Raw genomic sequence first — 22,237 nt, 5'->3', positions numbered from 1 at the left:
TTAACGCGGTCGCCAACTTTGACGTCAACCGGGATGCGGTTGCCGTTGTCATCAACACGACCCGGACCCACAGCTAAAACTTCGCCCTCTTGCGGCTTCTCTTTTGCGCTGTCTGGAATTACCAGCCCCGAAGCGGTGGTCTGCTCAGCCTCAACCTGGCGAATCACAATGCGATCTTCTAGTGGTTTAATTGCAACCGACACGGATGCGACCTCTTTTCTCACTCTGGTTCAAAATTGTGCGGCTATTGCACACACATTAGTACTAACTATGAGTTTAAGCGGCGACGGGTGTCGACGCAATTCGAGCGGCACTAAATTCGCTGAGCGCTTACCGGACTCCACAAAAAACCTACAAAACTGGGAAAATAGAGACTATGACAGCACAGGTGACAGCTCCTGCGGGGTGGATTGAACTGCTTGACGCAACAGGGCAAACCCTGCTGCAACAGATCAAAGAAATGCAAACAGCTGGGAAAAGCCCCGCACAACAGCAGCAGGCGCTGCGCCGTGAATGCTCAAATACCGCACTGATTGCGGCGGCCCTCCGCCAGGTAGAACTGCAACACAAGGCGCACAAAAAATTCGGGGATCTCGCCGCAAAGCTGCTATTCACCCCGGCCGGATTAGAGCAGGCCAGCCGCGCTGAGGTAGCGCAGCTACACGCCTCCCGGATGCGGGCTTTTGAACGCCAGCAGGTGCTTGATCTCGGCTGCGGGATTGGCGCTGAGTCGCTGGCTTTTGTCGCCGCAGGTTACACTGTTGTGGCTTACGAAATTGATCCGCTTACTGCAGCTTACGCGGAGCACAATCTAAAACTGCTGCACGAAGAACTCGGATTGCACACCCCGCCGCCGCAAGTGATTTGCGGCGACGCCACAGCTTTTTGCGATGCCCAACCGTCACAAAGTGCGGTTTTCTTTGACCCAGCGAGGCGCACAAGCGGTCACAAAAACACCGTCAGAGTGTCTCCTGCCGACTATTCGCCGCACCTCGATTTCGTGTTTGAAATAGCTACACGTTTCCCAACCCTGGTAAAGCTAGGACCGGGTTTTGACCGAGAGCTAATCCCCTCGGATGCGGCCGCAGAGTGGGTCAGTGTGCGCGGTGAAGCTGTCGAAACCCTGCTGACTTTCACTCCCGCTGCTGTAAGGAAAAAGATGCGGCTGGGTGGATCCACTACCCCGCTACTTAGCCTCACGGCCCCGGGTAGTCGCCACGCTACGGTGTTACCGCAACAGCTCACGCTGAGCAGCGCCCGCGATAGCGAAGATCCATCTTTAGGAGAACTCAGCGCGTATCTGTACGAGCCGGACGCTGCGGTTATTCGTGCCCGACAGATTGGCCAGTTGGCCGCGCAGCTAGAGGCGCAATTGGTGAGCCCTGGCATCGCTTACCTCAGTGGCCCGCGGCGCTTTGATACACCTTTTGCGCAGGTTTTCCGAGTACTAGAGGTGCTGCCGGTGAAAACGCAGGTGCTTGCTAAACGACTCGCTGCTTTGGGGGTCAGTAGCGTAGAAATCAAAAAACGCGGGATTGCTGTTGACCCCACGGAGTTTCGCAGAAAATTGAAGCTGCGCCCGGCGGCGATACCGCGCGAACTAACACTGGTGCTGACCCGGATCGCGGGTCAACACCGCGCTATTTTGTGCGAGCGCTTACCTGCTGTCGCAAATGTAAAACGCCGCGGCTGAATAGAGCCACGGCGTTTAGCAGGGCGCCTCACGGCACCACTGTATTAGCTGCTGAGCAGCTCCAACATCCGCTGCAGCTCCAGCAGCTCCTGTTGCGTGACACCGCTTTGCAGCAACTGTTCTTGCATATACGGATCGCCTGCAAGACTCAGCGCCCAGAGGGCCAAACCAAAGAGTGCAATGGTTCCAAGAATCGCGAGAACACCCAAAACCAGGCCGGTGATCCACATCCCCTTATGCTGTTTTTTAACAGCTGCAGCGATACCGAAGCCCACAGCTACGAGGCCAATAATTGCACCGAATGGCAAAATGATGGTGCACAGGAAACCGGCGATGCCAGTAACCAGCGCGGTCACCGCAAGGCCCTTTGGCTGCTCAGCTGCTACCGGTTGCGCAGGAATGGCAAAGGCTGGCTGCTGCGGTGCTTGTACACCGTAGGCTGGCTGCTGCTGTGACCCGGCCGGAGTGTAGGCTGGGGAAATTGGCTGCGCGGTGTACGCCGGAGGCGCTGGAGTTACCGCTGGTGCTGCGGGAGCGGCAGCCTGGTAGGCAGCTGGGGCTGACTCAGCTACCGGGGCAGCTGGTGCCGCAACAGGCTCAGCCGGAGCCGCTGCTGCTTCCACAGCAGGCTCAGGCACTGGCTCAACTACTGGCTCCACAGCAGGCTCAACTAGTGGCTCAGCCGGCGCGCCGAAGTCGATTGCCGGAGTTGCTGGCGCAGCAGCTGCAGGCTCGACTGCAATAGGATCAGCAGCTACGGGCTCAGCCGGTGCACCAAAATCAACCGCCGGAGTTTCATTCTCAAGTGGCTTCTTTTCTTCAGTCATCACTTTTCCTTCTTGTCTTGGGATTACCTACAACTCTACGTTTGATAAATGAAAAACAGCCTAAATAACTGAGTTAAACGCAAAAATCATACCGTGGGCGGGAATTCTCAGCTTTTGGGATGAAAACCAGCCTTTTAGGACGAAAACCAGCCCCGCGGCGTCTGCAGCCCCTAAGATTACAGTGTGACTATGCTGCCTAAACTTATTGCTTTCGATCTTGACGACACCCTGGCGCCTTCCAAGTCGGCGGTGCCGCAGGTGATTCTCGACCAGCTCGCCCAGCTGCTGCAGCGCACCGCTGTTGCCATTATCTCCGGCGGCAATATCACCCAGTTTCAGCAGCAGTTACTGCAACCCCTGACCGCCATGCAGCTCCCGAATACGGCGCTTGCACGGCTGCATCTGCTCCCAACCTGCGGCACCCACTACGAAATTTACCGTGATGGCACCTGGCAGACGCTCTACCGTGAGACCCTCACCCCGGCAGATCGCGATGCTGCAATGCAAGCGCTGCGCAACACCGCACAGCAGCTTGGCTACTGGGAGCACAACACCTGGGGCGAAATTCTGGAGGACCGCGGCAGCCAGATCACCTTCTCCGCGCTCGGCCAGGAGGCTCCGGTTGCTGCCAAGGCTGCGTGGGATCCTGACGGCGTCAAGAAAAACACCCTGGCAAGTAAGGTGCAAGAGTTATTGCCGCATCTGGAGGTGCGCAGCGGTGGATCAACCTCCGTCGACATCACCCGCAAGGGAATTGACAAAGCCTACGGGATGCAAAAACTAGCGGCGCAAACCGGGATTGAGCTGCACGAAATGTTGTTCATCGGCGATCGTCTCGACCCCGCCGGCAATGATTATCCTGTGAAAGCTCTCGGGGTACCGTGTCACGCGGTGCACGGCTGGGAAGACACCGCGGCTTTCCTGCAGCACCTGCTCGCCTAGCCGCTAGCGAAAATCAGGATAATCCAGCTGCTGCGCCAACTGTGCCAGCATCTCGGCAATCTGCGGCTCCACGTATTTATCCAGCGCCGCCACAATTTCGCCGCGGTGCTGCTGCAAGGCGAAACACGCAGCGTGCCCGACGGCGGCAGCAATCTCATCCGAAATCCGCAGTTCTTCTCGCAACTGGTTTTTTTCTGCCGGTGTTAGAGGCGGCAACGGCAGTGCCGGCTGCGCTGTCACCGGCTCGGCAGCAAGCTCCTCTAGGGTGAACAAGAAAGGGGCGTCCGCGGCGTGTGGTTCCGGATCCACCACATCCCCATCAAATTCCGGATCCAGACCTGCTCGCGGATCGAAGCCGGTTGCGGCTCCCCACTCGGCAGCTCCCGTAAGTTCCGCGTGCAACAGCGGCAGCCGAGCAGCGACCTCGAGGTCAACACGCTTGTCAATAATTTTGTGGATCCGCATCACCAAAGCGTGCACCACGTGGTGTGGCACACTGTCGGCGATTCCTGCTGCCAGCAGCAAAGGCGAACCGGTGCAGCGTTTGCACACTGTTTTGCGGGTGCGCACCTGGTTAATATCCCACTGCGCCAACCACCGTAGCCACACCGCCACCGCGTCGCGCACCTCACCGTCAATATTCCACGAGTCAGCGGCGCTCTCAAACCCAAAATCAGCCATGTTCATGAGCGATCCCACATCTGCTGCAGCTGCGCAATTTCGGTCACCCTGCTATCGCGCATTTCCCACGGCCACAGCGGGCGCCCTTTCACGGTGTAAATCTGCCGAAATAAAATCATCCAAAACACCAAGTGGGCGACCAGAAAAGCCAGCACCACTTCCAACGTGAAAATATTTAGTGCCGCAAACAGTTCGGTGTGTGCAACCATGCGACCGGCAACTGTGATCACCGCAACCAGCACCAGTTCAAACAGCAACCACAGCCGCGCAATCCGCGGGTTGCCGCGCAGCAAACTCAGCGCCTGCTGCCACCAGCACGGCACCGCCGCAACCGTTGCCAGCATCAGCGTCACTGGCAGCACCAAAACTCCGGCGGTTTCACCCCCCGGGTTTGCGTCGAGCAGAAAACTGCTCAACCCCCAAGCTGCTATCACCAGGGAAAGTGCGACCACCGCCGCAACCAGCACAATCCCCCGCACATAGCCACGAGTCACCCGCCGCAGCACCACAGGTGCCGCGCCGGGTGACCGCTCAGCCGAAGGGTTAAACTGCTGCTCCAAGAGCTGCTACCGCTTCCTCGTATTCTTCCTGCGCCTCTTTATTTTTGGCGGTGACGCGCTTGCCGCGCGCCCCAATCCAGGCACCAAACCAAACCGCAACCTCACGGCCAATGATGCCGGCGAGCAGGATAATCCAATTCTGTGACAGCTTCAACAGTTCCGCAAGGGCATCAGGGTCCAAGCGCAGCAGCGCTCGCTGGCTGATATCACTGCTGATCAGGTGCGGTGAGAAAGAGTAGCCGACCGCGCTGGCCGCCCACACTGCAACACCCACCAGAAAGCTGCTGAGCACATAAGCCCACCACCCGGCACGGCCGAAAATCATCACAATTACCAGCATCGCAAAGAAGAAACCAAGCGCGGCACCCCAGTAACCCGGTGACAGCAGATATGGCACGAGTCCCGCATCAAAAATTGTTGCGATGCTGTGGTGCGGTGCCAAAAACAGCAGAATTACACCGGCATACACTGCCGCAAACACCAGGGTAGCCAGCAGCGAAATAAACAACCCTGCAACACGGTTGCCCTGTTTTTCCGGCGCCAGCGGAGCCTCCGAATACAGCGCCGCCATCGGATGCCCGGCGACAAAAACCGGCTCAGCCGCGGCCGAAGGTAGCTGCTCCGGCAGCACCTGCGCAGTCGCCGCCGCAGGCTGTGCGGCTGCGCCGCTGACGGCCTCAAACTCTGGCGCAGCGGCACCTGTCGGGGTGCCTGTCGCAACGGCTGTAACGGCTGGGGTTGTTGCTTCCGCCGCTTCAGCAGCGCTGTATGGCTGCGTTGCGGTGTCTAAAAACTCTGGCAGCGCCGGCTGGGTGTAACCCGCGGCAACCGGTTCTGCGGCAGCAGCCTCGCTGGTTTCATCTGCTACCGCGGCGGGAGCAGCCGCGGTTAGCGGATCCGCCCCCGGGATTTCTTCTTGGGCACGGGCAACGGCTGCCGCGACTTCTGCCGCGTCTGGCTGTTCTTCGGCCAGCGGCGCGCCCGGCTGCTGTTCGCTCTTATTCTCGGTCATAATTGCCCCTCCAAAAGTTTTGCAATAACAGCAAACTAACAAGAAGCTGGCAGAGTTTCGCTGCTCCCGCGCCGTGTGAGCGCAATTTTGTTGTCAATATCAACTATTACAAATAAAGCTTGCAGTCAGATACTGCACGAAGTATATTAATTATTGAGTTGACTTAAGCAAAGGAAACTCCATGCTAAAAAGCTTTCTCTTATCAGCTACCCTTATAGTTTCATTTACTTTGCCGACCAGTTTAAGCGATCCCGACACCGCAGCAAATAGTTCTGCAGGTATAAAATGACACACATTATTGCGTCTCGTAACTTCAATACTTCAGACGGAACACTGACACTTAATATCACATCCACAGATAGTGAGATTCCGGCTTTTAAATTCTTTTTGCAAAATTCGCGGGGGGAAACTCTGGAAGAATTTACCGCGTACGGGCAAGACAGCATCCAAGCACTGCTACACTGTCTCACTGCAGCCGGTGACACGTTACAAAAATTTTACCCAGCAGCAACCTGGGCAGAAAAATTACCCCACGGTCTTCCAGTGAGCGACATAACAACAGATAACGTTTTTAGAGCTGTCGTAGAAATTCCCTTGCACACACCAAACTAACAAGAAGCTGGCAGAGTTTCGCTGCTCCCGCCTTCAAACCTGCCGCGGTTCGAAATCCCGGGCACAAATCTCGCTTTGCTCTTACAAAGTAGTTAATCCCGTGCCAGCGAGGATCCTCCTCGCGCTATGGCACCCGCAGCTCCTGCAGCGGTTGCCGGTTCGCCGCGTACAGGGCAGGAACGATTGCAGCCACAAACGCTGTGCACAGCGCGAGCACAATAACAGCTAAGCAAAACATAATATCGGGCAGTGGATCCTGCCACACTATTAATAGTGTTAACGATATCAAGGTACCGCAGATAGCTCCTCCCAAAGCAGGTAGCAGAGTCTGCAGCGTTACGAGCTTGATAATTAGACCTTGCGCGGCCCCTAATGCTCGTCTACGACCGTAATCCTTACGGCGTAACATCACCAGCCCGAACAGCAGCAGTGACACTAGCGTTGCAGACAAAAGCGTAATAAAAACCACCATTGTGCGGCCAGCTGTAGCCAGCTGACCTTCAATTATTCCTCGTAATTCCGCATACGCAGCGCTTGTCTCAACGTACACTTGGGACATATCTTGCACATCCAAGACACTTATTACGGTCTCACCGATGCTTGCTACAAGGCTTGGAGTGTCTGCGACGACTACCAACATCGCAATCTCTTGTTCTCCTACGGCCTCAGCTTGCGGCACCAGTGCGAGCGGCTCCAACTCTTGCAGAAAGCCTGGGGTCTGCAGCTTCCCTTTTACGGAATAGGCTCTCCCAGCGTCGTCTACCACCGCACCAGCGCCTTCCAAAAGCCCCAGTTGTTTCATTGCAAGCTCTGACAGATACACTTCATCGCCAAACATTTTGCTGGGGAGCTGGATTCCTAGCTGCGCGAGATCAGATGTGTACACAGAGCGGGTTGCTACTCTATTACCGTCGGGGCTGTGTAAATTACTGGTGTCAGCTGCTTCGCCAAATGCACCAATCCAAGCAATCCCTGCAATGTTGTTAAGTCTTCCCAACACTGCGGTAGTCAGGCCAGCGTTTTTTTCAGCGCGTACCACTATGGTTCTGGTTCCGGCTGAGTCAATCGTGGTTAACACCTGTCGTTCGGCCCCTACCACTCGGCCTGTGGTCACCATAATCGCGATTACCATCGCGGTCACCACCACGAATGTGACCGCGAATGCCACTGGCATACTTTTCCCAGAGGCCCAGGCTTCTTTTAACAGCAGTAACCAATTGGTTTTGACCCTAAAACCGCTGAGCTCGACATTCTTCATAGGCACACCGTTTTATCACATCGCGCTGCAATGTCCATCGAATGCGTCACAATCACTACCACAGCGTTTGCTTGTTTCGCATAATCAGACAAAGCTTGAACCACAAGCTCTGTGGACTCAGGATCCAGGTTTCCGGTGGGTTCATCTGCTAATAAGATTTTCGGCTCATGCAGTAACGCTCTACACAAAGCTATCCTTTGGGCCTGCCCGCCAGATACTTGCCCCGGTTTACTATTTACGTGCACGGAGACCTCAAACTTACGTAATAGCTCTAGTGCTTTTACCCGATGTTGTCCTTTGTCTTCACCGCGGTAGAGTGAGTTTTCCAAAATGTTATCCATGATGCTGCGGGTTGGGTCAAGAGCTGCATCCTGAAACACAAAGCCGAAAAGCCGCGCTCGCAGTCCCGCCAATTCAGCATCTCTACCTCCGGTGATACATATGTCATTCAAATATATGCAGCCTTTACTGGGCTGCAACATTAACCCAAGTAGATATAACAGGGTTGATTTACCCCTGCCTGACTGCCCAACAATCGCTGTGGTGCTGCCGGCTTCGAACACAGCAGACCAGGAGTTTAATATCGGCTCACAGTTCGGATAAGCGAAGGTAAGACCTTTTGCTTCCAACATCATTCGTCAACCATCCCAACGTTTTCAGTTTCGGAACGAGAAGAAACTGCGGGTAGCCGCAGTTGCGTACCAACGGGAACCCCCTCAATCAAAGTCATCCCTCGAGCTTGCTGCAATACGGTTACCGGCAGCTTTTCTCCCGCCGCATTAATCACCATGGTCTCCCCTGCAGCTCCAGTCATAATCGCAGCTGATGGCACGACAAGACCGTGTTGTTCGGGAATAACTATCGCTTGCAACGGAAGCAAGGTATCTGTGGTGAACGATAGCTCATGGCATATGTCGCCACAAATCGGAGTGCCGTCAGGTGCCGTGATGCTGATTTCAACTGTCTCAGAATTTTTTACAGTCTCACGCTCATTTCCGACAATACCTTCCCACGTGTGCTCTCCCCACGACACTGTTACAGGAGTTCCTGCGCTAAGAATCGTGGATTGATACGCAGTAGCTGAAACAAAAACTCGCGGGGCATTACCATACACTCCAAGAGATTGCTCTGCGTTTGTCAGAGAAGCACCGACAGCAATTTTTTCCGTGTCAAACCATATTCTCGCGGGTAGTTGAGGTAAAAATACTATTTCCGCGGGAGAAACTTCACCAGTTACAGCTACCCCTCTAGATTTTTGCCATTCTATAACCGCTTGCCTAGTGGCAGAGTCGAATTTACTGTTTGGTTCTGCATAAGGGTAGTAACCCAGCTCCAGCAAAAAATTTTGTAACTGCAGCACATCTTTACCGGAAACATCCTGCGTTAGCGTACGGAACATTGGCACATCTCCACGGGCTATATAAGCGCCCTGGAGATTAACCGTAAAAACTTCTGCTCCTACATCAACTACTTGACCCGGCGATACATTTACTTCAGTAATAATCCCGTCAAAGTTGCTCGCCGGTATAGTCTGCGACTCCCACCTGGCAACTGCATTCAACCTAATTGACGAGCCTACCGATCCTTCGCTTACTGAAACAAGGGAATATTGTTCTCCCAAATCGGTTGTCGTGGGGCGAAGAATTGTCGCTAAAGACCAAGTCCCAGCAACCGATATTAATGCCACAATAAAGATGACTGTCAGCCAGAATCGCACAGATAACGATCTTCTACGTGCAGATGCTGCACTCATAGTGTCACCTTCCAAACGTTTCGATAGGGTTTTGGCGGATCTCATATTAGGGTTCTCTGTTTCAGGGCACGGCTTGGGGTGCCTTTGAAGCAAAGGCACCCCTTTACCGAGTTATATTTATTCCCAATTATCAACATCGACAGGGCATTGCCTGTATGCCTCGCTCCACTGGCCGGTATCTACAAGATAGTGCGGCCGAGCAACCTGTTCACCCGCACGATACACCTCGTAATATTTTTCCCACGTTGGAGCCGGGTTTGTTAAAAATCCTGCTGCATAAAGACATTGATATTTTGGTAACCAAAATTCATCAAAAGAGCTACGCATTTCTTCAGCCGTTTCCGGGTATTTATGCTTCGGCAATTTCTTTTCGCATCGCAGGAAAGCGTCTTGGTATGCTTGCTCATTTTCTTTAGTCATGCCTGTCATGACAATTTGCGGGCCATCATATTCTGTCTGCTGAATCGTGGGTTCCCACCCTTTGTCTTTCATGCAGGAAATCATCAGCTGTGCGGATTCAGTTCGAGTACCTTTGAACTCTGCGGTGTTCTCTTGCTCTCCAACAAATCCGCAGCCAGATAGCAGTGTCCCGACTAAAGCTAGCAACCCTGCTTTATAAAAAACAGCCCTCCTAGCCGTAGTTTTGGCAGTAACCTGTTGTGTACCCGGTATCAACGTTGTTATTTGAGTTGACCTTCCAATATCCACCACGATTCGCCCTCCTCCGGCATCTCCTCATTGAAATGATGTGATAAAAAAAATTACACCCTATTTAGTTAAATTCAAACAGTCACATTTAATTCACAGCAATTTTACAGAGTGCTCTTCGCTCACTGGACGACCGTATGCAACAAAACAGCCCCGCAACCTGCTGGTTGGCGGGGCCGTTTGCACTGCTTAGACTAGTCGAGCTCTAGGGTCTCGAAGTCATCGTCACTGTAGTTTTCGTAATCAACGAAAGACAGATCGTCTTCGTCGAAGGTTGCATCTCCTGCAAACAGGCGGTTCGGGTACCGCTCCGCACGGGCAGCCTCAGTAGGCTCCACCTTCACGTTACGGTAACGCTCCAAGCCGGTGCCCGCAGGAATCAGCTTACCGATGATCACATTTTCCTTCAGACCAATCAGCGGGTCCTTGCTGCCCTCGGTAGCAGCCTGGGTCAGCACGCGAGTGGTTTCCTGGAAGGAAGCCGCTGACAGCCATGACTCGGTCGCCAGTGAGGCCTTGGTGATACCCATAACCTCAAGACGTGCGGTCGCCGGCTTTTTACCGGTCTGCAGCGCTTCCTTGTTAATCGCGGTGTAACGAGCGCGATCCACCAGCTCACCCGGCAGCAACTCAGTCTCACCGTGATCAACAACGGTCACCTTGCGCAGCATCTGGCGTACAATAACCTCAATGTGCTTATCGTGGATCGGCACACCCTGTGACCGGTACACGCCCTGCACACCACCCACGAGGTACTTCTGCACCGCACGCTCACCAGGCACGTGCTTGCCGTTTTCGGTAGCACCAACCTGCAGCACGTCTTTCGGATCCAGCGTACCCTGAATGAATGGCTGACCAAGTTCAACGTGATCACCGTCAGCCACCAACAGAGTGGCACGCTTCAGCACAGGATATACCTGCTGCTCTGAACCATCGTCAGGCATCAGAATCACGCGCCGAGCCTTCTCGGTGTCTTCGATGGTGATGCGGCCAGCAGCCTCAGCAATAGGTGATGCACCCTTCGGAGTACGCGCCTCGAACAGCTCCTGCACACGAGGCAGACCCTGGGTGATATCGTCAGCTGACGCAGAACCACCGGTGTGGAAGGTACGCATTGTCAGCTGAGTACCAGGCTCACCAATTGACTGCGCCGCGATAATACCCACGGCTTCGCCGATGTCTACCCGCTGCCCGGTTGCCAGTGAGCGGCCGTAGCAGCTTGCGCACACGCCGACGGCTGATTCACAGGTCAGCACGGAGCGTACGGTGATCTCGGTGATGCCAGCTTTTACGAACTTCGCAATTGCCACGTCACCAACATCAACGCCAGCCTCGGCAATCACGGTACCGGCAGCATCAACAGCGTCTTTCGCGAGGGTTCGTGCGTAAACAGAGTTTTCGACGTCCTCGTGCAACTGTAGGCTGCCGTCTTCGCTTACGGTAGCGATTGGCAGCACCAGACCCTTGCGGGTGCCACAGTCTGCTTCACGAATAATCACATCCTGTGACACGTCAACCAGACGACGAGTCAGGTAACCGGAGTCTGCGGTACGCAGCGCGGTATCAGCAAGACCCTTACGGGCACCGTGGGTCGCGATAAAGTACTCCGCAACTGACAGCCCTTCGCGGTATGAGCTCACGATTGGGCGTGGAATAATCTCGCCCTTCGGGTCGCTCACGAGGCCGCGCATACCAGCAATGTTGCGGATCTGCAGCCAGTTACCACGGGCACCAGATGACACCATCCGGAAGATGGTGTTGTCTTCTGGGAATGCCTCGCGCATCGCGGCCGCAACCTCGTCGGTTGCTTCTGTCCAGATGTCAACCAGTTCACGGTGGCGCTCAGCCTCGGTAATCATACCGCGGTCAAACTTCTTCTGCACCGCGCGAGCTTCTTCTTCGTGACGCTGCAGAATTTCGGCCTTGTTGTTGGGTGTTACGATGTCGCTCAGCGCAACGGTAACACCTGAACGGCTAGCCCAGTAGAAGCCTGCGTCTTTAATAGCGTCAAGGGTTGCTGCTACGTCAACTTTTGGATAACGCTCTGCCAGATCGTTCACCAAGCCTGACAGCGTGTTTTTATCCGCTACCTTGTCGAAGAACGGATAGTCAGCTGGCAGCGCCTCGTTGAACAGCGCCCGGCCCAGGGTGGTTTCCACCAGGGTCATGCCGGAAGCGAGCTCACCCTCAGCGTTTACGTAGTTTTCGATGCGGATTTTCACCTTCGCGCCCAGATCCAGGCTTCCCTGATCGAAGGCCAGAATCGCCTCGGCCACAGAGCCGAACGCGCGACCCTCGCCTGCGGCGCCTGCCTTCACGGTTGTCAGGTGGTGCAGACCGATGATCATATCCTGCGCTGGTAGAGTTACCGGGCGACCGTCTGAAGGCTTCAGAATGTTGTTTGAAGCCAGCATCAGCAGGCGCGCTTCTGCCTGTGCCTCTACTGACAGCGGCAGGTGCACAGCCATCTGGTCACCGTCGAAGTCAGCGTTAAAGGCGGCACAAACCAGCGGGTGCAGCTGAATAGCTTTACCCTCAACCAGCTGCGGCTCAAACGCCTGAATACCCAGACGGTGCAGGGTTGGTGCACGGTTCAGCAGCACCGGACGCTCGCGAATAACCTCTTCGAGCACGTCCCAAACCTCTGCACGGCCACGCTCCACCATGCGCTTTGCAGCTTTGATGTTCTGTGCGTGCTGCAGATCAATCAGACGCTTGATCACGAACGGCTTGAACAGCTCCAGCGCCATCTGCTTTGGCAGACCACACTGGTGCAGTTTCAGCTGCGGACCAACCACGATAACTGAACGGCCTGAGTAGTCTACACGCTTACCGAGCAGGTTCTGACGGAAACGACCCTGCTTACCCTTGAGCATGTCACTCAAAGATTTCAGAGCCCGGTTACCGGTGCCGCTCACCGGGCGACCACGGCGGCCGTTGTCGAACAGTGCGTCAACTGCTTCCTGCAGCATCCGCTTTTCGTTGTTCACAATGGTCTCTGGGGCACCCAAATCAAGCAGGCGACGCAAACGGTTGTTACGGTTGATAACGCGACGGTACAGGTCATTCAGGTCGCTGGTTGCAAACCGGCCACCGTCCAGCTGCACCATTGGACGCAGCTCTGGTGGAATCACCGGCACCACGTCGAGCACCATCGCGGCTGGGTCAGCACCGGTCTGTCGGAAGCTGTTTACCACGCGCAGGCGCTTAATTGCGCGAATCTTCTTCTGCCCCTTGCCCTCGGCAATCTGCAGGTGCAGCTCTTCGCTTTCCGCGTCGAGGTCAATCTTCTGCAGGCGACGCTTAATCGCCTCCGCTCCCATGTGCGCTTCGAAGAAGTCACCGTAGCGGTCTACCAGCTCCTGGAAGACAGTGTCGTGCGGCTTCAAATCGCCAGCTTTCAGGTTGCGGAACTCATCCCACACCTCGCCAAGCAGCTTGATTTCATCATCTGCTTCACGGCGAATCTGCGCCATCTCTTTCTCAGCTGCCGCGGTCAGACGTTTTTTCTGATCCGCTTTAGCTCCCTCGGCTTCCAGCCGTGCCAGGTCTTCTTCTGCCTGCTGCTGCCGCCGCGCGATTTTCAGATCGCGGTTGTCCTCCAGCTGCTTCAGCTCCAGCCGCAGTTCGGCTTCCAGGTCAGCGAGTTCCTCGTGGCGGCCCTCTTCGTCAACCTCGATAATCATGTGCGCCGCAAAGTAAATAACCTTCTCCAGGTCTTTTGGCGCAAGATCCAGCAGGTAACCGAGACGGCTCGGCACACCCTTGAAGTACCAGATGTGGGTTACCGGCGCAGCAAGCTCAATGTGGCCCATCCGCTCGCGACGCACGCTAGATTTCGTAACCTCAACGCCACAGCGCTCACACACGATGCCCTTGTAGCGTACACGCTTGTATTTACCACACGCGCACTCCCAGTCGCGGCTCGGACCGAAGATCTGTTCGCCGAACAGACCGTCACGCTCCGGCTTCAGGGTGCGGTAGTTAATGGTCTCCGGCTTCTTCACCTCACCGTATGACCAGCTTCGGATATCGTCAGCGGTAGCCAGACGAATCTGCAGCTCGTTAAAGTTTGTTCCTTCGAGCAATGTTTCTCCTTAGTAGGGAAATCTAAAAAATGTGATGAATTGTCTGACCAGGCTTAGATTTCGTCAAGTGACGTTGGCTCAAAGCTGGTTGAGATGTTGATGCCAAGCTCCTCGGAGGTCCGGCTTGCCTCTTCACCAGCTTCACGCAGGCTAATGGCTTGACCGTCTGCCCCTAGCACCTCAACATTCAAGCAGAGTGACTGCATTTCTTTCATCAGCACTCGGAACGATTCTGGGATACCCGGCTCCGGAATGTTGTCGCCGCGCACGATAGCCTCGTACACCTTGACACGGCCGAGAATGTCATCAGACTTCACGGTCAGCAGCTCCTGCAAAGCATATGCTGCGCCGTAAGCCTCCAGCGCCCAAACTTCCATCTCACCGAAACGCTGACCACCGAACTGCGCTTTACCACCGAGCGGCTGCTGGGTGATCATTGAGTACGGACCGGTTGAACGCGCATGAATCTTGTCGTCAACCAGGTGGTGCAGTTTCAGGATGTACATGTAACCGACAGAGATTGGGTATGGGAACGGCTCACCTGAACGACCGTCAAACAGCTGGGTTTTACCGGTTGAATCAATCATTCGGTCACCGTCACGGTTTGGCAGGGTTGAATCCAACAGACCCGCGATTTCAGCCTCGGATGCGCCGTCAAACACCGGGGTCGCAACCTTGGTGCCAGGAGCAGCTTCCAACGCCTCAGCAGACAGGTTTGCTGCCCACTCCTGCACGCCTTCAACCTTCCAGCCCTGCTTTGCGATCCAGCCCAGGTGTGTCTCCAGCACCTGACCGAAGTTCATACGGCCCGGGATACCCAGCGGGTTCAAAATCACATCAACCGGGGTGCCGTCAGCCAGGAATGGCATATCCTCAACCGGGAGAATCTTCGAAATCACACCCTTGTTACCGTGACGACCAGCAAGCTTGTCACCCTCGGTAATCTTACGCTTCTGCGCAATGTAGACAATAACTCGCTGGTTTACACCACTGCCGAGCTCTTCGTCTTTTTCGTCCTGCTTCTCGAACACCTTCACCGCGGTCACGGTGCCAGAAACGCCGTGTGGCACCCGCAGTGAGGTATCGCGCACCTCGCGGCTCTTCTCGTTGAAGATGGCACGCAGCAGGCGCTCTTCCGCGCTCAGCTCAGTTTCACCCTTCGGTGTCACCTTACCAACCAGGATGTCACCAGGGCGTACCTCAGCACCGATGCGCACGATACCACGCTCATCGAGATCCTTCAATGAATCCTGTGACGCATTTGGCAGATCACGGGTGATTTCTTCTTTACCGAGCTTGGTGTCGCGGGCGTCGATATCGTATTCTTCGATGTGGATCGAGCTCAGGGTGTCATCCTTCACCAGGTTCTGGCTCAGAATGATCGCATCCTCATAGTTGAGGCCTTCCCACGGCATAAACGCCACCAGCAGGTTCTTACCGAGCGCCAACTCACCGTTTTCGGTTGCCGGACCGTCAGCGATAACCTCGCCAGCCTCAATCCGCTCACCCTCGCGCACAATTACACGGTGGTTGTAGTTGGTGCCCTGGTTTGAGCGGTCGAACTTGCGCATGAAGTAGTCTTGGGTGCCGCCCGCATCAAGCTGCACGGTAACCCGGTCAGCTGACACGTAAGACACTACACCTGCCTGCTCAGCGGTTACTACGTCACCCGCGTCAATCGCAGCGTAACCCTCCATACCGGTGCCAACCAGCGGGCTCTCTGACTGCAGCAGTGGCACAGCCTGACGCTGCATGTTAGCACCCATCAGCGCACGGTTTGCGTCATCGTGCTCAAGGAACGGAATCAGCGAGGTCGCTACCGAAACCATCTGCCGCGGTGACACGTCAACGTAGTCAACGCTGCTAGCGTCAACCAGCTTCACCTCGGCACCACGTGGGCGCGCCAGAATCTGCTCTTCTACGAACTTGCCGTCAGCGTCGAGCTTCGCACCAGCCTGCGCAATCAGGAACTCGTCCTCTTCGTGCGCAGACAGGTAATCGATGCGGTCAGTAACCTTGCCATCAACCACGCGACGGTATGGGGTCTCAATGAAACCAAAAGAGTTGATGCGTGCGAAGGTTGCCAGTGCACCGATCAGACCAATGTTTGGACCTTCCGGGGTCTCGATCGGGCACATCCGACCATAGTGGCTCGGGTGCACGTCTCGCACCTCAACACCGGCGCGGTCACGGCTCAGACCACCAGGGCCGAGCGCTGACAGACGGCGCTTGTTGGTCAGGCCCGCAAGCGGGTTGTTCTGATCCATGAACTGTGACAGCTGGCTGGTGCCGAAGAACTCCTTGATTGCCGCCAGCACTGGACGGGTGTTAATCAGGGTGTTCGGGGTGATCGCCTCGATGTCCTGGGTGGTCATGCGCTCGCGCACCACGCGCTCCATCCGGCTCAAGCCGGTGCGCACCTGGTTCTGGATCAGCTCGCCAACGGCACGGATACGACGGTTACCGAAATGATCGATGTCGTCTACAGAGAGGCGAATCTCGACAGCCTCGCCGTCACGCACACCTGGCATGGTCTCGGTGCCCGCGTGCAGCCCCACCAAGTACTTGATGGTTGCCACGATGTCTTCAACGGTCAAGGTTGAAGCATCCAGCGGCAGCTCAAGACCGAGCTTACGGTTAATCTTGTAGCGGCCAACCTTTGCCAGGTCGTAACGCTTCTCGCGGAAATAGCTGTTGTCAAGCAGCGCACGTGCAGCCTCGATAGCAACCTGCTCGCCCGGACGCTGCTTCTTGTAGATGTCTTTCAGCGCGTCTTCCTGAGACTCAACAGTGTCTTTTTCAAGGGTTAATGCGATTGACTCGTAGCCAGCAAACTCTTCAAGGATTTCGCCGCTGGTCATGCCCAGCGCCTTCAGGAACACGGTAACTGACTGCTTGCGCTTGCGGTCAATACGCACCGCAACCTGGTCGCGCTTGTCGATTTCAAACTCCAGCCAAGCGCCGCGGCTTGGAATGATGCGGGCAGTGAAAACGTCTTTATCGCTGTTCTTCTCCGGGGTGCGCTCGAAGTACACACCAGGTGAACGCACCAGCTGTGACACAATCACACGCTCGGTGCCGTTAATGATAAAGGTGCCTTTGTCAGTCATCATTGGGAAGTCACCCATGTAGACTGTCTGGCGCTTCATCACCTGAGTCTCTTTATTGAAGAACGCAGCGTTAACGTACAGCGCAGCGGCGTAGGTTTTGCCTCGCTCTTTGCACTCGTCAATGGTTGTCGCCAGCGGCTCGAAGCTCGGGTCGCTGAATGACAGCTGCATGGTCTGGCTGTTGTCTTCAATCGGTGAGATCTCAGTGAAAACCTCATCGAGACCGCTGGTCTGCGGCACATCGGTGCGGCCCTCGGCTGCAGCAAGCGCGGCGCGCTCCTGCCATGCCTCGTTACCTACCAGCCAGTCGAAGCTCTGGGTCTGCAGTGCGAGCAGATCAGGAACTTCCAGGGTGTCAGAAATTTTTGCGAACGACAGTCGCGCGTGGTTGCGACCGTTCTTTGGTGCGTTAGCAGCCAAGAAACTACCTCCGTAAAACCCTCGTCAGGGCTCTAGTTACTGAGTCTTATCTTTGTTACTCCGGGAAATATCAAAGACTCTGATGCCTGTGGACGCCAACCGACCGCTATATGAAGGCAGACTTGTTCCCTAGAGTGCAAATATCCACTATACGGGAAAAAATGCCATAGCACAAGAGGGGGCTTGCAGCAACAACCGTGTCCGCTTGCAGCCGGCCACTCTCACCCTCAGCTAAGATACACGTCTATGAGCATAATTGCACAAACCACGCTGCCAAGCGGCGAAAAAGTTGTTCTGGAGCATGACCCCTACGAGGCCGCTGCGGTGCAGTTGGTGGTTGACGGCACCCCGCAGTCACACGTGTGCACGGCTGATCCGACACAGCTTTTCTTCTCTTATATGCGGCGGATCGGCCACGTCATTGACGCGGTGCGGCCAGCTGGGCAGGCGATCACTGCGCTGCACCTCGGCGGCGGCGCTTTTACCCTGCCCCGGTATGTCGCGGCAACCCGGCGCGGCAGCCAGCAACAGATCATTGAATACAACGGGGAGCTGGTGGATTTTGTGCGGCAGCATCTGCCTTTGCCCGCGCGGGAGCCCATTCGGGTGCGGCGCGGTGACGCCCGGGCTGTAACCGCTAAACTCCCGGCCGGTTTGCATGGCGCAGTAGATATCGCGGTGGTTGATTGCTTCAGTGGATCGCGCACCCCGGCACACCTCACCAGCGCCGAGTTTTACAAGCTTTTCCCGCCGCTGCTGGCTCCCGGCGGGGTGCTCGCGGTGAACTGTACTGACGGCGCCGGGGGCAGTTTTGTGCGCGGCCAGTTGGCGACGCTGCTGAAACTGTTTCCGCAGGTTGCCGCGATTGGCGAACCCCAGGTGTTAAAAGGTAGGCGCTTTGGCAACATTATTCTGTTGGCGAGTGACAGTGCCAGCGCGTGGGAGTGGCTGCCGCGGGCGGTAAATGCGGGGCCACACCCGGCACGGCTCCTGGTGGATGCCGAACTGCGCGAGTTCGTGGGCAATACTAAGCCGGTGACAGACGCGACTGCACAGCAATCCCCGCTGCCACCGGCCGGCATTTTTGGCTAATCCGCCCTAGTCTCGGTCAGACCGAGAGCCCCGCCTGGCTAGTGCGCAGCCAGACTGCAATCTCAATCAGCCGTTACCCAGTCAGGCCGCGATCTCAGTCAGCACGGCGTCGAGTGCCGCCAGGAAAACATCCGCGTCAGCGGTTGTCAGCACCAGCGGCGGCTTAACCTTCAGCACGTTCTGCCGTTCACTCGTCGCCTGCACAATTAAACCGTGTTTAAGCATCCGATCGCACACCTCTGCAGTCGCCGTAACAGCAGGGGTCAGATCGCGGCGATCCTCAACCAATTCAATCCCGAGGTAGAGACCGCTGCCATGCACTGCCCCAATGAGCGGGTGTTTTGCGGCGAGACGATCCAGCCCCGCCAATAGGTGCTCCCCTACCAGGTCAGCATTGTGCTGCAGGTTTTCATCACGAATTACGTCGAGCACCACGGTGCCAGCAACAGCGCTCGCCGGCGCTCCCGCAGCAGACGAGAAGAACATTCCCTCGCGCACCAGCGCGTCAACGATTTCCCGACGAGTCAAAACCGCACCGAACGGGAAGGCATTACCCGCGGCCTTCGCGACAGCAATGATATCCGGCACCGCATCTTGCAACTCGCAACCCCAGAAAGTTTTGCCGAGCCGACCGTAACCCACCTGCACCTCATCAGCGATAGCGACACCGCCCGCAGCGCGCACCGCCTCGTACACCGCCGGCAGATACCCAGCTGGCGGGCGCACACCGCCAGAGTTGCCGAGCACTGGCTCGCAGATAAACGCGGCCGGAGGCTGCCCCGCGGCGGTCATCTCCGCAATCTGCTCGGCCACCTCTGCGGCGTACAGCTGCCCCGCGTCCGCGCCGCGATGTGGGCCGCGATAATCATTCGGCGGGGTAGCCAGGTGCACCCAGTCCGGGCGGCTGTCAATCGCGTAAGGGTTGTCGTATGCGGAGGTGCTGATAGAGTCAGCGCCGTGTGTCCAGCCGTGGTACGCCTCCCGCAGCGCAATGATGTCTTTGCGCCCGGTGTACGCCCGCGCCAGTTTCAGGGCGAGATCAATAGCTTCAGACCCGGAATTCACCGGAATCACGGTGTCGAGCTCGGGGCTAGGGCTGTGTTCCAGCAGCCGTTCCGTGAAGTCAGCGTAAGCGGTGTAGAGGAACCGCGAATTAGTGTTCAGAGTCTCTAGCTGAGCGCTGACCGCCTCCGCAAGCCGCGGATGCGAGTGCCCGATTGCGGTCACATTGTTAACCATGTCAAGGTACACGCGGCCCTCAGTGTCAATCAGTCGCGCGCCCCAACCGCGTTCAATCTGCGGTGGATCCGCGTAGTAGCGCTCCGAAGCGCTCGGCATCGCGCGATCACGCCGCGCCTGTTCCCGCCGTTTTTGCAGCTGTGGATCAACCGCCGCCGGCACTCCCAGAAGCGGTGCCGGGCTGAGTGCCCCGCTGGTTTCATACTCTTCGCCGGCAACAGCAAACTCTCCGGCGACAGCCACGTCAGGCTGCGCTGCAGCTCCCGGCACGCGGCGGGTTACCCGAATACTGCCAAACCCGGAAGCGGTTGGGGCGATCCGCCCCACAACCTGCCCCGCTGCCACAGTGGTGCCCGCTTCTAAGCCCCACAGCGGAGCCAGACCGTCAAGTCGTAACACCACCCCGGAGGTTTCCAGCTCAACCGCGCCCGGAGTGCTGGCGCCAGCAAACTCGCTGTCGCTCTGCGCGCGGGTAACCTCGCGCACCTGCCCGCTGAACGGCGCGTAAACCGTCGCACCGCTGCGCGCAGCAAGCTCCGCAAACCGTGCCTTAGTGGCGTGCAATTTAGTAACGTCGAGGGTTGCGCGGGTCAGCCGGCTCTCGCCAAAACGCAGCACCGCCACCGGGGCAGCCTGCAGCGCCTCCTGCACCAGCTGCTGCTCCGCCACCACCCCGCCGAGCCAGCGCCCGCGCTCCAGGTGTCGGCTGGTGGTGCTCAAATCAACCACAACCGCCTGCTCCAGCTCCGCCAAAAGCGGGTGATAGCGCAGCCCTGGCTCGTGGGTGAGCCCCGCAGCCAGTCGCAGTTGGGCAGTGATTGCGGCGTGATCTTGCGCGGCAGCGAGGGTGAAAACCTGCCACTCGTGATCCATCCGCGAGGAAGCGTAATCGTTTTCCGGGTCGATCCGCAGCTGGCTGTAGCCGCTCACGGCAAGCACCGCGCCACGCAGAATTACCAGCGGCCACAGCGCCTCAAACTCGGCGTCGGTGAGATCCACCACCGTGCAAAAACCGCGCACCGCACGACCCACAATGGCGAGATCGCCGGTGGCGCCGAGCACGTCGGCAAGCAGCACCGCAAGCTCCGCGACCCGCCAACTGTAAGCGGCGTCGCCGAGATCCACCACATAGTGTTTACCGTCGTCGCCGCGCAGCAGGTTATCTCCGGTGAGGTCGCCGTGAATAATCTGCCGCGGCAACCGGCGCTGCACTGCCCGCAGCTGCGCCGTCGCGGCCTGAGTGGCAGCGGCACACAGTTCGCGCTTGTCTTCCGGCAGCTCGTGCAGCAGATCCGCAACCACCTGCGGCGCCTGCCCCAGCTCCCACTGCAGCGTGCGTGAAGCGTGCGGATGGGTCAAATCAGCGAGCGCGGCTACCACCTGCCCCGCAAGCTCTCCAAGCTGTTCTGCGAGCGCCCCGTCGAAGCTATGCCCCTGCTCCACAAAGCTGGTGCCCGAGATGAGCTCGAAGGCCACCAGCTGGGAGACCGCACCAGATTCCAGTGTGATAGCTGCACTGTATTGTTCCTCTGCGTCCCGCACCGGCAGCATTTTGGGGGTTGCAACACCTGCCGCCAGCAGGCACTCTGAAACGGCCTGTTGCAGAGACACGTCAGCGGTGGTGAAGACGGGATTATTGATTTTCAGGAGGATCCCCGGGCCGGTTTCTGGCCGCACGAAGAAGTTGCGGTCTTGCTGGCTGCCAGCCTCCGAGATGGCGCCGGTGACGCCGAAGTGGGTGGCGGCGAGAGACGCAGCCTCGGCTGGCGTGACAGTCGGCCGGGCGAGTAACCAGTTTGCGGGTTGTTGTGTGTCAGTCATAGCGCTCCGTCTTTCAGCTTCTGTGCTTTTACCGGTAGCGTAACAGGCTGCAGCGCGGCAACGCAAAACGCACCTCTGCTTGAGAGGGAGTTTTGGGTTTAGTCGCGGCTAACCTGGTGGTCAACAATATACTGTCGTCCGATTCCAACCTCGACCCCGCCCAGGATTTCATCAAATTCTGGCGCTAGTCGGTCACGGTTAGGGTGATCCAGCCACTCCTGATAACCGGCAGCATCGGGCCAATTAGCGGTCACAATAATTTCGCCGCTGCCGTCTGCCGCAACCGCAATATCGCTGCTGACCTGCCGAGTCAGGCGCAGTGACTCCAGCAAAATTTCTTCGTCGCGATACAGCTGCAGCAGTTTTTCTGCCTGCTCCGGGTTGGTTTTAATCACAAGAATTGAACGGTACATCTTTTCCC

General features: G+C 56.9%; 17 protein-coding genes. 4 read left to right on the top strand and 13 right to left on the bottom strand.

Going from position 1 to position 22,237, the window contains the following annotated elements:
- Positions 1-203: co-chaperone GroES (locus tag F5897_RS05720; protein WP_183304820.1), on the bottom strand; the 203-nt coding region annotated here is incomplete at its 3' end.
- A 173-nt stretch (positions 204-376) separates the two neighbouring features.
- Here F5897_RS05720 and F5897_RS05715 point away from each other — a divergent pair.
- Positions 377-1,693: a class I SAM-dependent methyltransferase gene (locus tag F5897_RS05715; protein ID WP_183304819.1), complete on the top strand. Its 1,317-nt coding sequence runs from the start codon at positions 377-379 to the stop codon at positions 1,691-1,693.
- 44 nt (positions 1,694-1,737) lie between these two features.
- Here F5897_RS05715 and F5897_RS05710 read toward each other — a convergent pair whose 3' ends face one another.
- A complete protein-coding gene (locus F5897_RS05710) occupies positions 1,738-2,520 on the bottom strand; it encodes a DUF4190 domain-containing protein (protein WP_183304818.1) in 783 nt (260 codons plus the stop codon).
- Between the two features lie 189 nt (positions 2,521-2,709).
- On the opposite strand from F5897_RS05710, the gene F5897_RS05705 reads away from it, so the two are divergent.
- Positions 2,710-3,462 (top strand): HAD-IIB family hydrolase, encoded by a 753-nt coding sequence (locus F5897_RS05705; RefSeq protein WP_183304817.1) that lies wholly within the window; start codon positions 2,710-2,712, stop codon positions 3,460-3,462.
- A 3-nt stretch (positions 3,463-3,465) separates the two neighbouring features.
- Here the strand turns inward: F5897_RS05705 and F5897_RS05700 are convergent, their stop codons facing one another.
- Genes F5897_RS05700 through F5897_RS05690 form a run of 3 tightly spaced genes read right to left on the bottom strand, consistent with a single transcriptional unit; the run spans position 3,466 to position 5,715 of the window.
- The gene (locus F5897_RS05700; RefSeq protein WP_246332258.1) at positions 3,466-4,149 is read right to left on the bottom strand and encodes a spermidine/putrescine ABC transporter substrate-binding protein; all 684 of its coding nucleotides are present in this window, start codon (positions 4,147-4,149) and stop codon (positions 3,466-3,468) included.
- Complete coding sequence (locus F5897_RS05695) at positions 4,146-4,703, bottom strand: hypothetical protein (protein ID WP_183304816.1); 558 nt, start codon at positions 4,701-4,703, stop codon at positions 4,146-4,148. The genes F5897_RS05700 and F5897_RS05695 overlap by 4 nt, the downstream gene beginning before the upstream one ends.
- A complete protein-coding gene (locus F5897_RS05690) occupies positions 4,687-5,715 on the bottom strand; it encodes a hypothetical protein (protein ID WP_183304815.1) in 1,029 nt (342 codons plus the stop codon). Before F5897_RS05690 ends, F5897_RS05695 begins: the two co-directional genes overlap by 17 nt.
- Positions 5,716-6,000: 285 nt before the next feature.
- Between F5897_RS05690 and F5897_RS05685 the strand changes: the two genes are divergently transcribed.
- Positions 6,001-6,327: a hypothetical protein gene (locus F5897_RS05685; protein ID WP_183304814.1), complete on the top strand. Its 327-nt coding sequence runs from the start codon at positions 6,001-6,003 to the stop codon at positions 6,325-6,327.
- A gap of 124 nt (positions 6,328-6,451) precedes the next feature.
- On the opposite strand, the gene F5897_RS05680 is transcribed toward F5897_RS05685, so the two are convergent.
- The 6 genes from F5897_RS05680 to rpoB all read right to left on the bottom strand — a co-directional run bounded on the left by F5897_RS05680 (position 6,452) and on the right by rpoB (position 17,664).
- The gene (locus F5897_RS05680) at positions 6,452-7,585 is read right to left on the bottom strand and encodes an FtsX-like permease family protein (protein WP_183304813.1); all 1,134 of its coding nucleotides are present in this window, start codon (positions 7,583-7,585) and stop codon (positions 6,452-6,454) included.
- Complete coding sequence (locus F5897_RS05675) at positions 7,582-8,220, bottom strand: ABC transporter ATP-binding protein (RefSeq protein ID WP_183304812.1); 639 nt, start codon at positions 8,218-8,220, stop codon at positions 7,582-7,584. Before F5897_RS05675 ends, F5897_RS05680 begins: the two co-directional genes overlap by 4 nt.
- Positions 8,217-9,338 carry a peptidoglycan-binding protein gene (locus F5897_RS05670; protein ID WP_183304811.1) on the bottom strand — a complete coding sequence of 374 codons (1,122 nt, stop codon included), beginning with the start codon at positions 9,336-9,338 and terminating at the stop codon, positions 8,217-8,219. Before F5897_RS05670 ends, F5897_RS05675 begins: the two co-directional genes overlap by 4 nt.
- A gap of 117 nt (positions 9,339-9,455) precedes the next feature.
- The gene (locus F5897_RS05665) at positions 9,456-10,049 is read right to left on the bottom strand and encodes a hypothetical protein (RefSeq protein WP_183304810.1); all 594 of its coding nucleotides are present in this window, start codon (positions 10,047-10,049) and stop codon (positions 9,456-9,458) included.
- A 191-nt stretch (positions 10,050-10,240) separates the two neighbouring features.
- A complete protein-coding gene (locus F5897_RS05660) occupies positions 10,241-14,134 on the bottom strand; it encodes a DNA-directed RNA polymerase subunit beta' (protein ID WP_183304809.1) in 3,894 nt (1,297 codons plus the stop codon).
- A gap of 53 nt (positions 14,135-14,187) precedes the next feature.
- Positions 14,188-17,664, bottom strand: a complete 3,477-nt coding sequence (gene rpoB, locus F5897_RS05655) for a DNA-directed RNA polymerase subunit beta (RefSeq protein WP_124824891.1) — start codon at positions 17,662-17,664, stop codon at positions 14,188-14,190.
- 246 nt (positions 17,665-17,910) lie between these two features.
- Between rpoB and F5897_RS05650 the strand changes: the two genes are divergently transcribed.
- On the top strand, positions 17,911-18,756 hold the full coding sequence (locus tag F5897_RS05650; RefSeq protein ID WP_183304808.1) for a spermidine synthase: 846 nt from the start codon (positions 17,911-17,913) through the stop codon (positions 18,754-18,756).
- Positions 18,757-18,837: 81 nt separating this feature from the next.
- Here the strand turns inward: F5897_RS05650 and F5897_RS05645 are convergent, their stop codons facing one another.
- Positions 18,838-21,816 carry an aminotransferase gene (locus tag F5897_RS05645; RefSeq protein ID WP_183304807.1) on the bottom strand — a complete coding sequence of 993 codons (2,979 nt, stop codon included), beginning with the start codon at positions 21,814-21,816 and terminating at the stop codon, positions 18,838-18,840.
- Between the two features lie 98 nt (positions 21,817-21,914).
- Entirely contained in the window at positions 21,915-22,229 is a 315-nt protein-coding gene (locus F5897_RS05640; protein WP_124824894.1) for a hypothetical protein, read from the bottom strand.
- Positions 22,230-22,237: the final 8 nt, after the last annotated feature.

This window comes from Canibacter oris (assembly GCF_014197205.1).
Classification (GTDB): domain Bacteria; phylum Actinomycetota; class Actinomycetes; order Actinomycetales; family Microbacteriaceae; genus Canibacter; species Canibacter oris.
This window is presented reverse-complemented; position numbering and strand designations above follow the sequence as displayed.

Coding starts and splice junctions, on each gene's coding strand:
- F5897_RS05715 (WP_183304819.1), top strand. CDS start 377: ATGACAGCACAGGTGACAGCTCCTGCGGGGTGGATTGAACTGCTTGAC.
- F5897_RS05670 (WP_183304811.1), bottom strand. CDS start 9,338: ATGAGTGCAGCATCTGCACGTAGAAGATCGTTATCTGTGCGATTCTGG.
- F5897_RS05675 (WP_183304812.1), bottom strand. CDS start 8,220: ATGATGTTGGAAGCAAAAGGTCTTACCTTCGCTTATCCGAACTGTGAG.
- F5897_RS05685 (WP_183304814.1), top strand. CDS start 6,001: ATGACACACATTATTGCGTCTCGTAACTTCAATACTTCAGACGGAACA.
- F5897_RS05700 (WP_246332258.1), bottom strand. CDS start 4,149: ATGAACATGGCTGATTTTGGGTTTGAGAGCGCCGCTGACTCGTGGAAT.
- F5897_RS05690 (WP_183304815.1), bottom strand. CDS start 5,715: ATGACCGAGAATAAGAGCGAACAGCAGCCGGGCGCGCCGCTGGCCGAA.
- F5897_RS05705 (WP_183304817.1), top strand. CDS start 2,710: ATGCTGCCTAAACTTATTGCTTTCGATCTTGACGACACCCTGGCGCCT.
- F5897_RS05645 (WP_183304807.1), bottom strand. CDS start 21,816: ATGACTGACACACAACAACCCGCAAACTGGTTACTCGCCCGGCCGACT.
- F5897_RS05650 (WP_183304808.1), top strand. CDS start 17,911: ATGAGCATAATTGCACAAACCACGCTGCCAAGCGGCGAAAAAGTTGTT.
- F5897_RS05640 (WP_124824894.1), bottom strand. CDS start 22,229: ATGTACCGTTCAATTCTTGTGATTAAAACCAACCCGGAGCAGGCAGAA.
- F5897_RS05710 (WP_183304818.1), bottom strand. CDS start 2,520: ATGACTGAAGAAAAGAAGCCACTTGAGAATGAAACTCCGGCGGTTGAT.
- F5897_RS05680 (WP_183304813.1), bottom strand. CDS start 7,585: ATGAAGAATGTCGAGCTCAGCGGTTTTAGGGTCAAAACCAATTGGTTA.